This window comes from Segatella sinensis (genome assembly GCF_040095255.1).
GTDB lineage: Bacteria > Bacteroidota > Bacteroidia > Bacteroidales > Bacteroidaceae > Prevotella > Prevotella sinensis.
This window is the reverse complement of sequence record NZ_JBBNGE010000021.1, coordinates 26,009-40,469: the sequence shown is the minus strand read 5'-3', so window position 1 is coordinate 40,469 and position 14,461 is coordinate 26,009. Positions and strand designations below refer to the sequence as shown.

At 46.0% G+C, this 14,461-nt stretch carries 13 protein-coding genes; 9 read left to right on the top strand and 4 right to left on the bottom strand.

Annotated features, from left to right (window positions below; all coding sequences use genetic code 11):
• Positions 1 to 5: 5 nt before the first annotated feature.
• A complete protein-coding gene (locus AAAT87_RS07760; protein ID WP_089542570.1) occupies positions 6 to 677 on the bottom strand; it encodes a bifunctional 4-hydroxy-2-oxoglutarate aldolase/2-dehydro-3-deoxy-phosphogluconate aldolase in 672 nt (223 codons plus the stop codon).
• 22 nt (positions 678 to 699) lie between these two features.
• Positions 700 to 1,722: a PfkB family carbohydrate kinase gene (locus AAAT87_RS07755; RefSeq protein WP_349226108.1), complete on the bottom strand. Its 1,023-nt coding sequence runs from the start codon at positions 1,720 to 1,722 to the stop codon at positions 700 to 702.
• A 388-nt stretch (positions 1,723 to 2,110) separates the two neighbouring features.
• On the opposite strand from AAAT87_RS07755, the gene AAAT87_RS07750 reads away from it, so the two are divergent.
• From AAAT87_RS07750 to AAAT87_RS07730, 5 genes are all read left to right on the top strand, one after another.
• Positions 2,111 to 3,175, top strand: a complete 1,065-nt coding sequence (locus AAAT87_RS07750) for a LacI family DNA-binding transcriptional regulator (protein ID WP_295023699.1) — start codon at positions 2,111 to 2,113, stop codon at positions 3,173 to 3,175.
• Positions 3,176 to 3,254: 79 nt separating this feature from the next.
• On the top strand, positions 3,255 to 4,565 hold the full coding sequence (locus AAAT87_RS07745; RefSeq protein ID WP_295023698.1) for a Na+/H+ antiporter NhaC family protein: 1,311 nt from the start codon (positions 3,255 to 3,257) through the stop codon (positions 4,563 to 4,565).
• Between the two features lie 48 nt (positions 4,566 to 4,613).
• On the top strand, positions 4,614 to 5,309 hold the full coding sequence (locus AAAT87_RS07740; RefSeq protein ID WP_264965525.1) for a hypothetical protein: 696 nt from the start codon (positions 4,614 to 4,616) through the stop codon (positions 5,307 to 5,309).
• 67 nt (positions 5,310 to 5,376) lie between these two features.
• Positions 5,377 to 6,063, top strand: coding sequence for a glycoside hydrolase family 25 protein (locus AAAT87_RS07735; RefSeq protein WP_349226107.1), 687 nt, complete (start codon positions 5,377 to 5,379; stop codon positions 6,061 to 6,063).
• 121 nt (positions 6,064 to 6,184) lie between these two features.
• Positions 6,185 to 7,462, top strand: a complete 1,278-nt coding sequence (locus tag AAAT87_RS07730; RefSeq protein WP_296973247.1) for a zinc ribbon domain-containing protein — start codon at positions 6,185 to 6,187, stop codon at positions 7,460 to 7,462.
• Positions 7,463 to 7,513: 51 nt separating this feature from the next.
• Here AAAT87_RS07730 and AAAT87_RS07725 read toward each other — a convergent pair whose 3' ends face one another.
• A complete protein-coding gene (locus tag AAAT87_RS07725) occupies positions 7,514 to 8,293 on the bottom strand; it encodes a DnaJ domain-containing protein (RefSeq protein ID WP_295023695.1) in 780 nt (259 codons plus the stop codon).
• 113 nt (positions 8,294 to 8,406) lie between these two features.
• On the opposite strand from AAAT87_RS07725, the gene AAAT87_RS07720 reads away from it, so the two are divergent.
• The 3 genes from AAAT87_RS07720 to AAAT87_RS07710 all read left to right on the top strand — a co-directional run bounded on the left by AAAT87_RS07720 (position 8,407) and on the right by AAAT87_RS07710 (position 12,209).
• Positions 8,407 to 10,170, top strand: coding sequence for a bifunctional metallophosphatase/5'-nucleotidase (locus AAAT87_RS07720; protein ID WP_298530312.1), 1,764 nt, complete (start codon positions 8,407 to 8,409; stop codon positions 10,168 to 10,170).
• A 3-nt stretch (positions 10,171 to 10,173) separates the two neighbouring features.
• A complete protein-coding gene (nudC, locus tag AAAT87_RS07715) occupies positions 10,174 to 10,950 on the top strand; it encodes an NAD(+) diphosphatase (protein WP_295023707.1) in 777 nt (258 codons plus the stop codon).
• 80 nt (positions 10,951 to 11,030) lie between these two features.
• Positions 11,031 to 12,209 (top strand): MFS transporter, encoded by a 1,179-nt coding sequence (locus AAAT87_RS07710; protein ID WP_349226106.1) that lies wholly within the window; start codon positions 11,031 to 11,033, stop codon positions 12,207 to 12,209.
• Positions 12,210 to 12,472: 263 nt separating this feature from the next.
• On the opposite strand, the gene AAAT87_RS07705 is transcribed toward AAAT87_RS07710, so the two are convergent.
• Positions 12,473 to 12,916 (bottom strand): DUF3127 domain-containing protein, encoded by a 444-nt coding sequence (locus AAAT87_RS07705; RefSeq protein WP_119249079.1) that lies wholly within the window; start codon positions 12,914 to 12,916, stop codon positions 12,473 to 12,475.
• A gap of 376 nt (positions 12,917 to 13,292) precedes the next feature.
• Between AAAT87_RS07705 and dnaN the strand changes: the two genes are divergently transcribed.
• Positions 13,293 to 14,414 (top strand): DNA polymerase III subunit beta, encoded by a 1,122-nt coding sequence (dnaN, locus tag AAAT87_RS07700; RefSeq protein ID WP_089542583.1) that lies wholly within the window; start codon positions 13,293 to 13,295, stop codon positions 14,412 to 14,414.
• The last annotated feature ends 47 nt before the right edge of the window (positions 14,415 to 14,461 follow it).

Below are 14,461 nucleotides of genomic sequence, written 5' to 3'. Positions count from 1 at the left end.
CCTGATTATGCACGTGCCTTAGCAATGTAGCCCAAAGCTTCCTGACACTTGGCTGTGATGGCAGCCCAATCTGCTGCAGCAACAGTCTCCTTAGGGAAGAGTTTAGATCCCATACCTACACAGAAAACACCCGCCTTGATCCAAGGAGTAAGGTTCTCCTCTGTTGGCTCTACTGCACCTGTTACCATGATGTTGCTCCAACGCAATGGTGCCATTACATTCTTAACGAATGAAGGACCACCTACATTACCTGCAGGGAATACCTTGGTTACATCGCAACCTGCTGCCTGAGCATTGTTGATCTCTGTTACAGAACCACAACCTGGTGAATAAGGCACCAAACGACGGTTACATACAGGAGCAATGTCAGGATTGAAGTTAGGGCCAACGATGAAGTTTGCACCCAACTGGAGATACAAGGAAGCAGTACCAGCGTCAACCACTGTACCAGCACCCAAGATCATCTCAGGGCACTCCTTATCAGCCCACTTTACCAACTCTCCGAAAATCTCGTGAGCGAAATCGCCACGGTTGGTGAATTCAAATACGCGAACGCCACCCTCGTAGCATGCCTTGATCACGTTCTTGCAGATTTCGATATCTTTATTGAAGAATACAGGAACCATACCAGTCTCTTTCATAGCTGCCATGACCTGCATTTTGCTAAACTTTGCCATCTTTGTGTTTTAATGTTAAATGTTATCGCTGTACACGACCATTAGCGTTACCGCCAGCAAGGCTCTCAACCTCGTCAACAGAAACCAAGTTGAAGTCGCCAGGGATAGTGTGCTTCAAGGCAGAAGCAGCAACAGCGAACTCAAGTGCCTCGCCCTGAGTCTCCTTAGTCAGGAGACCATGGATCAAACCACCAGAGAAAGAGTCACCACCACCCACGCGGTCGATGATAGGGTTGATGTCGTAGTGCTTGCTCTGATAGAACTCCTTACCATCATAGATAAGAGCCTTCCAGCCATTATGAGTAGCAGAAAGAGACTCACGGAGCGTAGAAACGACATACTTGAAGCCGAACTCTTCCATCATACCCTTGAAGATGCCATAGTAACCCTCAGCATCAGTCTTGCCGCCTTCTACGTCTGCATCAGGCTTGAAGCCCAGGCAAAGCTGAGCATCTTCCTCGTTACCGATGCAAACATCTACATACTGCATCAATGGGCGCATAACAGAGATAGCCTTCTCTGGTGTCCAGAGCTTCTTGCGGAAGTTGAGGTCAACAGATACTGTTACGCCATGACGCTTAGCTGCCTCACAAGCCAACTTGGTCAATTCTGCAGCCTTGTCGCTGATAGCAGGAGTAATTCCGCTCCAGTGGAACCACTGAGCACCCTCCATGATCTTGTCAAAGTCGAAATCAGAAGGATCAGCCTCTGCGATAGCGCTGTGAGCACGGTCGTAGATAACCTTAGATGGGCGCATAGAAGCACCTGTCTCAGCATAGTAGAGACCTACTCTTTCACCACCGCGGGCGATAAACTCAGTATTGACGCCATAACGACGAAGACCATTTACTGCAATCTGGCCAATCTCGTGCTTTGGCAACTTTGATACGAAATATGCATCGTGACCATAGTTAGCAAGGCTAACAGCAACGTTAGCCTCACCACCACCAGGGATGATGCGAAGTGACTCACTCTGGATGAAACGATCGTTGCCTTCTGGTGACAAACGAAGCATAATCTCGCCTAATGTTACAATCTTTGCCATTGTTTGATAGTTTTAATTTCTTTGTTTTTATTGTTTGTTTACTAATAGACAATTTTTTATTGTAGTTGTCCGTAACCGTTGGCAAAAATAGCTATAATTTCTCGAATACCAAAATTTAATCGCAGTTTTTTTTCATTTATCGCCCTGTTTTTTCGTATTTTTCTCACTTTTCCCCTTTTTTTCTCCTTTTTTTTCGTTTTTTGTGCAAAAAAAGAGCTGTGCATTCGCACAATTCAAAAAAATGTTGTATATTTGCGCCAGAATGCTGATGGTGTGACCGTACACAAACCAGCAGTTCAACAAAACATAGTAAAAAAGCACAGTTTGTGCGCACAGTTATCATATAATAATGTACGTGCGATGTGCTCAAACCATAAACTTAAAAACAATGGCCGAAAGAATCAGAATCAAGGATATCGCCGAAAGAGCAGGCGTATCTGTAGGAACAGTGGACCGTGTGCTCCACGACCGCCCGAACGTGTCGAAGCCGGCTCGTGAGAAGGTGGAACAAGCGCTCAAGGAAATGAATTATCAACCTAATATGTATGCCAGTGCATTGGCATACAACAAGGCTTATACTTTTTATCTTCTGATACCGAAGCATGAGTCGGAAGCCTATTGGGAAGAGATAGAAGAAGGTGCAAGAAAGTGCGAAGACCAGCGCCGGGATTTCCATATTGATGTTGAGATTCGATTCTTTGAGCGTTCCAATGAGGATTCTTTCAAGGCTGTTTCACAAGAGATTCTTGATGCCAATCCGGAAGGTGTTATCATAGTACCATCATCTTTGGAAGTGACACGTGGTTTTACAGACCAGTTGCATCAAAAGGGTATTCCATTTATCCTTCTCGATTCTTATATGCCAGACTTGCGCCCTCTCTCCTTCTATGGACAGGATTCGTTCTGCTCTGGCTATTTTGCAGCCAAGATGCTGATGATGCTTGCGGGCAATGAGAAAGAGGTGATGCTGATGAGACAGACCAAGGATGGCCATGTGGTCAGCAAGCAGCAGGATAACCGTGAGGTGGGATTCCGTCATTATATGCACGATCATTTCCCACAGATTGTCATCAATGTGCTTGATCTTCCGCTCAATGGAACCCGCAACGAGTACCAGAAGATGCTGGGTCAGTACTTTGACGAACATCCTGCTACACATCATTGTATAACAATGACATCGAAGGCGCATATCGTGGGAGATTATCTGCTTAAGTCCAATCGCCGTGATGTACAGATCATGGGTTATGATATGGTGGACAAGAATGCGAAATGTCTTCGCGAAGGCAGTATCTCGTTCCTCATCGCACAGCATGCCTATATGCAGGGCTACTATTGCGTGGATACCCTCTTCCGTGCCATCGTTCTCAAGAAGAAGGTGAATCCGGTGAATTACATGCCTATTGAGCTGCTGATGAAGGAGAATATCGATTTCTACCGCAGAACGCAGATCTAAGCTCGCAACGAGTACAACGGCTATCGTGAGATTTCCATTTTCAAGAATGGAGTAACATTGTAATAACTTAAAAAGAAACATGAGTAATAAGAAAGGATTGTTGGCGTTGTCGCCATTGTTTTTGTTGATTGTCCTCATCGTGGCATTCACCGTCTATTCGGTAGATGCCAGTCATAAGGATACCAATTTGTCGCTCACCGTGGCATTTATGATCTCCAGTATCTATGCCATTGCGATTTCTGGTGGTATGCCCATCAAGAGTCGTGTAGATACCTATAGCAAGGGTGCCGGCGCCAACAATCTGATGCTCATGTTGTGGATATATGTATTGGCAGGTTCCTTCGCAGCTTCGGCTAAGGCGATGGGAGCTGTCGATGCAACAGTCAATCTTGCACTCAGCATTCTTCCCGCCAGCATGATTCTGCCGGGACTGTTTCTGGCAGCCTGCTTTATCTCCGTATCCATCGGAACAAGTGTAGGTACCGTTGTGGCACTTGTTCCTATAGCTGCAGGACTCGCCCACTCCATGGACGTTAATACAGGTATGATGACAGCTATCATCGTTGGTGGAGCTTATTTTGGAGATAATCTCTCCTTTATCTCTGATACCACGGTAGTTGCTTCCCAGACTCAGAATTGCAAGATGAGCGATAAGTTCCGTGTCAATTCTCTTATCGTAGTACCTGCCGCCGTTATTGTACTGGCTATTTATGCCGTGATGGGTATCGGTCTGCAGGCACCTACTGATATTCCGGAGGTTGAATATGTCAAGGTGCTCCCTTATCTGGTAGTACTTGTCACAGCTGTGGCGGGTATGAATGTGATGGCGGTTCTTACGATGGGAACATTGCTCTGTGGTGTGATTGGTGTAAGTTGTCAGCTTCTGGGTGCTACCGGAGGTTACGGTCTCTTTGGCTGGTTCTCAGCCATGGGTAATGGAATCATCGGTATGGGCGAACTGGTCATCATCGCAATGATGGCGGGTGGCATGCTCGAAATCATCCGTGAGAATGGCGGTATCAATTATATCATCGACAAGATTACGGCACACGTCAGTAACAAGCGAGGAGCCGAACTGTCTATTGCAGCACTGGTTTCTATGGTTAATGTATGTACTGCCAACAATACGGTTGCCATCCTCACGGTAGGCAATATAGCCAAGAAAATCGGTGATAAGTTTGGAGTTGACAACCGCAAGGCAGCCAGTATCCTCGATACTTTCTCCTGTACGGTTCAGGGCTTGATACCCTACGGAGTACAGATGCTTCTGGCAGCAGGTCTTGCCAATCTGAGTCCGATGGATATCCTTCCATACCTCTATTATCCTCTGGCTATCGGTATAGCTGCGCTGTTTTCGATACTATTTCGTTACCCGAAGCGATACAGCTAGAATGGAAGTAGCTTATTGTCAATTGTTTAACTTTTAAATAAATACACGATGGATTTTTTACAGAGAAACCTTTTTGTCAAGCTGCGTTCCGATCACTTTCATACGAAGGAGGAGATGGAACCGATGACTACCTTCAAACAGAAGAAGATAGCCCAGATGATGAAAAACCTCAGCGATGTGCCTGCGGGTGAAGTACGCATGAACAATGGTTTCCTGAACCGACGTTTAGCCAGCATACAGGAAAACGAGCGTCATGCCATCGACACCTCTATTGAGACCATTCATTTACTTCGCATCATCGTATCCAATATCAATGGAATATTAGCCAATGGCGTTAATCTTGGCGGCATCATTGAGATGGGAAACTATCTGCGCACCAAGGGCGACAAGGTAGATTTCGTAAAACTGGAAAAATGGCTGCGCAAGCTCCGCATCCAGCGTATGGCGCAGTTGCAGGGCAGTGTACTTATCCTTTTCTTCGAATTTGAACAGGATGAGATACCTTTCGTGCGCCGTATAGAACGTGGTGCCTACAAGCTGACCCTCCGTTCGCTTTATTATAACAGTCTCGATCAGCAGGAAATTTTATTCGAGCAGACTCAGGCTGGATTCGTTCGCACCACCGGTGGCACGATGCGCAAAAACCTGCGCCGCAGTATGCGGTATCTGGAATATGCGCCCATAGAAACTATCAGCAATTTCTGCAATAACTTCTACCGCTCGCTCTCAGAAATCGAAGAATAATATAAAATATATAAAAAATAAGCATACTCTGTGACGAATTTCAAGCTATTTTCGTACCTTTGCATCTATGAAACGATTTTGTATAACAATAATATCATCTATTATAGCACTATGCGCAAGTGCGCAGGTGCAATGCGAGGATACCTGCAGTCATGTGCATGGCATAGACCTCAGCCACTATCAGGGCAATGTGTTCTGGGAAACGGTGGGCGATAACTCCAAGATGGCGTATGTCTATCTGAAGGCTACCGAAGGTGGAACCAATGTAGATAGCAAATATAAGCAGAATATTGATCTGGCTCATAGATATGGACTCAAGGTGGGTTCATACCACTTTTATCGTGCCCGTATTCCTCAGCAAACCCAGTTGAAGAATTTCATGGCACAGTGCCGTCCAGACAACCAGGATCTCTTGCCGATGATCGACGTAGAGACCAAGAGTGGTTTGGAAACAGAAGAATTTTGCGACTCTCTCTTCAAGTTCCTGCAGCTCGTGGAAAAGGCATACAGACAGAAGCCGCTCATCTATACGGGTGCCAACTTCTATGACCATTATCTCTTGGGAAAGCTCGACAGCTACAAACTGATGATAGCACAATATACCAAGCGAGAACCAGTGCTCAAGGATGGAAGAGACTTTGAAATGTGGCAATATACCGGTAAGGGAAAACTGAACGGTATCAATGGCTACGTGGATAAGAGCAGATTCATGGGCAGGCATCGATTGAGAGAGATTAGATTCAGACACAGATAAGGCTTTGTAACTTTGAACTTGGAGCATTGAACTTTATGATTAGTTTCAAGGTAAAGAGTGAACAGGTCTGAAGCATAGAAACATGAATAATTTAAGTAAAACATAAACTTTAAATAAAACTATGGCAATTATTAAATGTCCAGAATGTGGCCGCCAGATCAGTGACAAGGCTCCAACCTGTCCTAGTTGTGGCGTTGAGATAGCTGGAAAAATCACTAAATGCCCTCATTGCGGTGAGGTTTATTTCAGCAGTCAGGAGATGTGCCCAAACTGCCATGAGATAGCAGTGGGTGTTACGCATCCTGTTGCATCATCTGCAGCTGTAAAAGATCCAACACCGGTTGCATCTCCGTCTCCGGTATCTTCTCCAGCTCCAGAGATTCCTTCGACTTCTCAAGTCGTATCTTCTACTTCTCAGACTGTCCCTCCAACCCCTCCTGTCCCACCAGTACCTCCTGTACGTCGTCCTGGTGTTACTGCGAGCGGAAATGATGGCGGAGAGGGCAATACTCCTCAGGAACCACAGAAGAAAAAGAACCCCCGCTCTATCTTCATCATCTCATTCATCTTTGCAGTCTTGGCATGTGGCATTATGTATTACTTCTACGACAGTGCCAATCGCAACAAGGAGTTGGAAGCTTATGAGTATGCGATGCAAAGCAGTGACCCGATGGTACTGCAGAGTTATCTCGATACCTACAAGGATGCAGATGAAGCACATCGCGATTCCATCATGGCTCATCTTGACCAGTTGAAGCAGAACGACCAGGATTGGACCAATGCGATAGTGAGCGGATCGAAAGAAGCTTTGGAAGCATATCTCCAGAAGTATCCTAACAGTTTGCACAAACAGGAAGCTTTGCTTAAAATAGATTCCCTCGACTGGAATGTAGCTAAGGCTGCAGATACAGCTGATGCCTATCAGGCATACCTGAATGCTCATACAGATGGTGCTCATATCGAAGAGGCAGAAAATGCCCTGAAGAAGGTGAAGAGCCGTGACCTCCAGCCAGAAGAAAAGCAGATGGTGAGCGGATTGTTCCGTCAGTTCTTCCAGAGCATCAATTCCCATAATGCAGATGGATTGACAGCTACCTGCGAGGATATACTCTCTTCCCTGCTTGGTAAGAACTCGGCTACCAAGGCTGATGTCGTTACCTTTATGGACAAGCTCTATAAAGATAATGTAGCCAATATGAACTGGCACATCAACAACGACTACCAGATCAAGAAGCGCGAGGTTGGCGATGAGGAATATGAGTATCAGGTACAGTTCTCAGCCCGTCAGGACGTAGATTTGACAGATGGCACCAAGAAGGAACAACTCTTTAAGATTTCTGCAGTTGTTTCACCTGACGGCAAGGTTTCTGCCTTCAATATGAACAAGGTTTCTGATTAAAAAGAAAGCTCCGATGGTTTGTTGATTCCATCGGAGCTTTCTTTTTTCCTTTTACTTTGCTTCCTTCATCTGCCGGAGCAATTCTTTCTGTTTTTCATTCAGACCAGTAGGCAACTTCACGTTATAGGTAATCATCAGATCACCAAAGGTTCCATCACCTCTGTCATAACCCTTGCCGCGAACACGTACCTTGGTACCATTCTGGGTTTCCGGTTTGATTTTCAGTTTAATCTTCGAACCATTGCTCAATGTGATGATACCCTCACCACCGAGCAGTGCGGTGTACATGTCAATATTCACATTCATGTTCATCTCGCCCGTATTCGTTCTGGCGCTACGGCCACCGCATCCGCCGTTACATCCGCCTGTACCATATTCTGCACCGGCACCGAAACCAGCACCTGCTCCGCCGAATCCGCCAAAGCCACCGAAACCGGCACCTTGTGAACCACGGGCACGACCTCCGCCGAAGAGATTTTCGAAGAAGCTGGAGAAACCACCTCCTCCACCACCGAAGCTGCTGAAGTCGAAGCCTTCGAATGGATTTCCACCGCCGGCACCTCCGCCGGCAGCACCATCATAGCCTCCACCACCGAAGCCTCCTACATTCTTCCACTGCTCGCCGTACTGGTCGTACTTAGCACGCTTTTCCGGATCCGAAATCACCTCATACGCCTCGTTCAGCGCCTGGAACTTAGCCTTTGCCTTTGGGTCGTTAGGATGCAAATCCGGATGAAACTGTTTAGCACGCTTGCGATATGCAGCGCGCACATCCTTCTGCGGGATGTTCTTATCTACACCGAGAATCTTGTAATAATCTACAAATGCCATAGTATAATACCTCCTATTTTTATGATTTTTATAAGAATCCAACAAAAAGTATGCCGTAATTGCCAACTTTTTTGTAATTTTGCAGTTGAAACAAATAAATTCGAGAAAAAAGTATGAAACAGTTATTCGCTGCGCTCTTGTTGGCGCTCACTTTTAATTCGCAGGCAATGGCTCAGTCGCGCACCGTCAAACTCAGAGTGATTCAGACGAGTGATGTCCATGGTTCTTTCTTTCCATACGATTTCATCAATAGCAAACCGAAGGCAGGAACCCTGGCACGCGTATCTTCTTATGTAAACGATCTGCGCAAGACCTATAAGGACAATGTCATCCTCCTGGAGAATGGCGATATTCTTCAGGGACAACCTACCTGCTACTTCTATAATTATATCAACACCCAGGCTCGTAATGTAGCAGCTGATGTCGTCAACTATATGAAGTATGATGCCCAGGCTTTCGGTAATCACGATGTAGAGACCGGACATGCGGTTTATGACAAGTGGATCAGGGAGTTAGATTGTCCGGTGCTGGGTGCCAATATCATTGATACCAAGACCGGTAAGCCTTATGTGAAGCCTTATATCATCCTGAACCGTGAGGGTGTGAAGATAGCCGTTCTCGGTATGTTGACTCCAGCTATTCCCAACTGGCTGACAGAGAATCTCTGGAGCGGAATGAAGTTTGAGAATATGGTGACCAGTGCCCGTAAATGGATGAAGATTATCCAGGAGAAGGAGAAGCCGGACGTTGTCATTGGTGTCTTCCACAGCGGTAAGGATGGCGGTATTGTCACTCCCGAATATGAGGAGGATGCCTCCCTGCGGGTAGCAAAGGAGGTGCCAGGCTTCGACATGGTACTCTTCGGACATGACCATACCCGCTACAATGAGACGATCCTGAATGTGGAAGGTAAGCCTGTGGTGTGTCTTGACCCTGCCAATAATGCACTGAATGTGGCAGATGCCGAGGTGACCATTACCCTGAACAAGAAGAAGGTGAATGGCAAAAAACAGTATGTTGTGACAGACAAGAAGATAGTTGGCAGTCTGCCAGATGTGACAAAATGTCCTATTGATGAGGATTTCATGAAGGCATTCGAGCCTCAGATTGCAGAAATCAACAAGTTTGTCAGCAAGCAGATCGGAACTTTCAAGAATACCATTCACAGCCGCGAGTCTTTCTTCGGCAGCTGCGCCTTCAATGACTTCATCCTCAACCTGCAGCTTCAGATCACGAATGCTGATATTGCCTTCAATGCGCCCCTCCAGTTTAATTCTACCATCAAGGCGGGACCTATCTACGTTGGTGACATGTTCAATCTCTATAAATATGAGAACCAGCTCTATGTGATGCGCCTTACCGGTGAGGAGATCCGTAAGCATCTGGAGATGAGCTATGATCTCTGGGTGAATACGATGAAGAGTCCTGAAGACCATCTGCTCCTGCTCGATACCCAGACCAAGGGTGATCAGCAGCGTCTGGGCTTCAAGAACCTCTCCTTCAACTTCGATAGTGCTGCCGGCATCGATTATGAGGTAGATGTTACCAAGCCAGACGGCGAGAAGGTGAAGATTCTGCGTATGAGCAATGGTCAGCCTTTCGATGAAAAGAAATGGTATAAGGTGGCAGTGAACAGTTATCGCGGCAATGGCGGCGGAGAGCTCCTCACCCGTGGTGCCGGTATTCCAAAGGATAGTCTGGATAGCAGAATCATCTATCGCAGTGAGCGCGACCAGCGTTACTATCTGATGGAGGCCATCGAAAAGATGGGAACCGTAGATGCCAAGCCAAACAACAACTGGAAGTTTGTGCCGGAAGCATGGACCAAGCCTGCTGCCCAGCGTGACTATGAGTTGCTTTTCGGAAAGAAAAAATAATAGATTATGAAGTATTGGTTTATATTTTGCAAGACAGATATCTTGCTCGAGAAGAGAGAAGATGGAACCTATACGATTCCATGTAGTGAGGAAAGTCCGATAGCAACCAAGCCTTGGACCCATATCCTCAACATCACACCGATGAATGACGGTACGGAAGTGAAGACTTTTACCATTCCAGAGCCCGTAACCGACAATCCGAAATATGAGATGTGCGGTTTGCGTCCTAGCTTTTACAAGCTCTCCCCAGAGTTGTATCAGAAAGCGGGAAAATGTCAGGAACTGAACTATTGGGATATGAACACCCAGTTTTGCGGTGTATGCGGTTCACCTATGAAGATGTCAACAGATATCAGTAAGAAGTGTACCGAGTGTGGCAAGTCTGTCTGGCCCTCTCTCGCTACAGCCATCATCGTTCTTATCAAGAAGGGCGATCAGGTGCTGCTTGTTCATGCCCGCAACTTCAAGGGTAACTTCGATTCCTTGGTAGCCGGTTTTGTGGAAACCGGTGAAAGTCTGGAGGAAGCTGTTCATCGTGAGGTGATGGAAGAAACTGGTCTGACCATCAAGAACCTCAAGTATTTCGGTTCCCAGCCATGGCCGTTCCCATGTGGCTTGATGGTAGGATATACAGCCGAATATGTAGATGGCGAGATTCATCTTCAGAAGGAAGAGCTTTCCCGCGGCAAATGGTTCAGCAAGGACAATCTCCCTGTTCTGCCGGAGAAATTGTCGATTGCCCGCAAACTCATTGATGCTTGGCTAGAGAATAGAATATAAACTTTCGCAAGCAGACTATACTCGCTCTGGACTAAAGATAAGTATAGGGTAGAATCTTGAAATTAAGAAATACAGAAGAGATGAAAGAAAAACTTTGGAATGCGAATTACATCAAGGTGATGACCACCAACTTTCTGCTCTACTTTGCCTTCTATCTCCTCACCCCACTCCTCCCACTCTATCTGAGTGAGACCTTCGGGGCTACGAAGGATGTGATAGGCATTGTTCTGAGCGGATATACGGTAGCGGCACTCATCATCCGTCCGTTTAGCGGATATGTGGTGGATGGATTTTCCCGTAAGAAAGTGCTGATGGTATGTCTGACGGCTTTTGCCATCTTCTTTGCAGGATACATAGCAGCCAGTACCATCCTGATGTTTGCCATCTGCCGAACCCTGCATGGTGGACCTTTCGGAGCGGTAACTGTTGCCAACAGTACCTGTGCCATCGATGTCTTGCCAGCGAGCAGACGCAATGAGGGTATCGGTCTTTATGGATTGAGCAACAACTTCGCCATGGCGATAGCCCCTTCTATAGGTATCTATCTGCACAATCTGGTGGGTAGCTATATGGTACTTTTCTGGATAGCCTTTGTGGTAGCCATTGCTTCTGTAGTGATAGCTGGAACGGTGAAACTCCCAGAGAAGGAAATCATCAAAAACAAGGAGAAGCTCTCGCTCGACCGCTTCTTCCTGACCCGCGCCTGGCTGTTGGCCATCAACATCTGCATGTTTGGTTTCTGCTGGGGTGTATTGAGCAACTATCTCGCCATTTACAGTAAGGAGGAATTAGGCATTACCGGAGGAACGGGTACCTATTTCGCCATTCTCTCTATGGGATTGTTCCTGAGTAGATTGCAAGGCAGAAAGGCTTTGAGTCAGGGGAAGCTGACCCAGAATGCTGCCGAAGGAATGCTGATATCGCTCGTTGGTTTTACGATATTCGTAGCCATCAAGCATCCGATAGCCTACTATCTTTCAGCTGCATTTATAGGATTGGGAAATGGTCACCTGTATCCAGCCTTCCTGAATATGTTTATCAATGTAGCCCGCCACAACCAGCGTGGAACGGCTAACAGCAGTATCCTGACCGGTTGGGACCTGGGATTTGGAATCGGTTGTCTTCTGGGTGGTGTTGTAGCCGAGCATTTCGGTTATAGTGGTGCCTTCTGGATGGTAGCGGTCGAAAATGCTGCCGCAGTGGTATTGTTCTTTGCTGCATCCTGGGCATTCTTTGAAAAAAGAAGACGAAACGATTAGCAAAGGAATAAAAAAGTATAAGTTTTTCCCAGGTTAAAGTTTAGCTTCCATCAAGTGCTAAACTTTTACCCTTAAGGCTAGAAATATTTTCCCTTAAGGGAAATAATATTTTTCCTTAAGGATAAATCTTTTTTTCCTTAAGGGTAATGTTTCAGCTGGTTAAACCGGTATAGAAGTCCAATTAAAGAAAAAGAGCATTCGTAAGGATTGTGGAAACAAACCCTTTCGAATGCTCTTTGCAATTTTCTTACATGCTTTCTCTCTTAGAATGGGAGATCGTCTGCGCTGCCACCTGCTGCTGGAGCTGCTGGCTGAGCTGGAGGGAATGGAGCAGTTGCACCCTGAGCAGGAGCTGGAGCTGCCTGAGGAGCCGCACTTACTGGAGGGAATGGAGAACCAACAGGCTGCATGCCACCCTGCATGGCAGCAACAGCATTAGGATCTACACGCTGCACATTCCAAGCGCGGACACTGTTGAACCAACGACCATTATATTCGTGTGCATCCAAATCAAAAGAAACCAAAAGTTCCTCACCACTCTGGATGTTGAACTGAGCAATACGGTCTGCACCGAAAACATCGAAGCAAAGCTTCTTTGGATACTGCTCATGAGTTTCAATGACATAAGACTGAGCCTTCCACTCACCTCTTGCTGAAACGCCGCTTTTTTCTGGTAAAACGGCAATTACCTTTCCTTGTAATTCCATATTATTATTTTAAAAATTGTTTCTATCCTTCGCCTGCCGAGCCCCATTTCCATCGAGAATCAAAGGATGTATGAAGAGGCTCAAAAACGAGTAAATCTATCTACTATTTTTCTTTCTGACTGCGAAATTACTAAAAATAGTTTTAAAACAAAAACATTTCTTCGATTATTTTTGTCTATCCCCAATATTTTTTGTATTTTTGTGCTCATAATTGCGCAAATGCTCCAATTTACCCATCAAGTTAAGGAGCATCAGCAATGAAAATGAGATAAGTAATATAGAAAATTAATAATATAAAATAACGACTCATTAAGGAGCATCAGCAATGAAAATGAGATAAGTAATATAGAAAATTAATAATATAAAATAACGACTCATGAGATTTACAGTTTCAAGTTCAGCATTGAACAGCAAGCTCAATATGCTTGCTAAGGTGATTGGCAGCAAGAATTCTCTGCCTATCCTTGACAATTTCCTGTTTCAAGTTGCCAACGGCGAGATGACTATCACCGCAAGCGACAGTGACAACATCATCAAGAGTACCATCGCTCTCACTGACTGCGATGGCGAAGGCGAGTTCTGCGTTGCCAACCGCGTCATCCTGGATGCATTGAAGGAGTTGCCTGAGCAGCCTCTCAGCTTCGATGTAGATACAGATAGTTATGCCATTAAGATTGTATATCAGAATGGTCTCTATAATTTCACAGGCTTGAATGCTGAAGACTATCCTCCAACACAGGATATGGGTGATGCCTGCACTACCCTCGTCTTGCCAGCACAGGTGCTGATCGACAATATCAACCGTTCTCTCTTTGCAACAGCCAGCGATGAGCTGCGCCCAGTAATGAATGGTATCTATTTCGACCTTACTCCCGAATCGCTTGCCATCGTTGCAAGTGATGGCCATAAGTTGGTAAGAAGCAAGAACTTCACTGTCAAGAGTGAGACTCCTTCTTCATTCAACCTGCCAAAGAAGCCAGCATCATTGCTGAAGAACATTCTGAGCAAGGATGATGAGGCAACCATCAAGTTTGATGCACGCAGAGCTGAGATTCAGTTTAGCGATGGCGTATTGAAATGCCGCCTCATTGATGGTCGCTATCCTAATTACAACTCAGTGATTCCAGCCAACAACCCATGTGAGATAACCGTAGATCGCAAGGGCTTGCAGAGTGCATTGCGCCGTGTTTTGCCATTTGCCAGCGAGAGCAGCCAGCTGATCCGTTTCCATATCGAGAGCGGCCGTTTCGAGGTTTCTTCAGAAGACATCGACTTCTCTACTTCTGCCAAGGAAGTTTTGGCTTGCGAATATAGCGGTTCCAGCATCAGCATCGGTTTCAAAGGTAGCAGCTTGATGGAAATCCTGGGTAATCTGAACAGCGATCAGGTTGTCTTCCACTTGGCTGATCCTAGCCGTGCTGGTATTATTGTACCAGCTGAGCAGCCAGAAGACGAGGACATCCTCATGCTCATCATGCCAATGCTCCTTAACGAATAAGGAGCTTGGTTCATCTAAACACCCCTTCCCTATCAGTAATATATAGT

Excerpts from the sequence above, each read along its gene's own strand:
- AAAT87_RS07760 (WP_089542570.1), bottom strand. The coding sequence starts at position 677 with ATGGCAAAGTTTAGCAAAATGCAGGTCATGGCAGCTATGAAAGAGACT.
- AAAT87_RS07755 (WP_349226108.1), bottom strand. The coding sequence starts at position 1,722 with ATGGCAAAGATTGTAACATTAGGCGAGATTATGCTTCGTTTGTCACCA.
- AAAT87_RS07750 (WP_295023699.1), top strand. The coding sequence starts at position 2,111 with ATGGCCGAAAGAATCAGAATCAAGGATATCGCCGAAAGAGCAGGCGTA.
- AAAT87_RS07745 (WP_295023698.1), top strand. The coding sequence starts at position 3,255 with ATGAGTAATAAGAAAGGATTGTTGGCGTTGTCGCCATTGTTTTTGTTG.
- AAAT87_RS07740 (WP_264965525.1), top strand. The coding sequence starts at position 4,614 with ATGGATTTTTTACAGAGAAACCTTTTTGTCAAGCTGCGTTCCGATCAC.
- AAAT87_RS07735 (WP_349226107.1), top strand. The coding sequence starts at position 5,377 with ATGAAACGATTTTGTATAACAATAATATCATCTATTATAGCACTATGC.
- AAAT87_RS07730 (WP_296973247.1), top strand. The coding sequence starts at position 6,185 with ATGGCAATTATTAAATGTCCAGAATGTGGCCGCCAGATCAGTGACAAG.
- AAAT87_RS07725 (WP_295023695.1), bottom strand. The coding sequence starts at position 8,293 with ATGGCATTTGTAGATTATTACAAGATTCTCGGTGTAGATAAGAACATC.
- AAAT87_RS07720 (WP_298530312.1), top strand. The coding sequence starts at position 8,407 with ATGAAACAGTTATTCGCTGCGCTCTTGTTGGCGCTCACTTTTAATTCG.
- AAAT87_RS07710 (WP_349226106.1), top strand. The coding sequence starts at position 11,031 with ATGAAAGAAAAACTTTGGAATGCGAATTACATCAAGGTGATGACCACC.
- AAAT87_RS07705 (WP_119249079.1), bottom strand. The coding sequence starts at position 12,916 with ATGGAATTACAAGGAAAGGTAATTGCCGTTTTACCAGAAAAAAGCGGC.
- dnaN (WP_089542583.1), top strand. The coding sequence starts at position 13,293 with ATGAGATTTACAGTTTCAAGTTCAGCATTGAACAGCAAGCTCAATATG.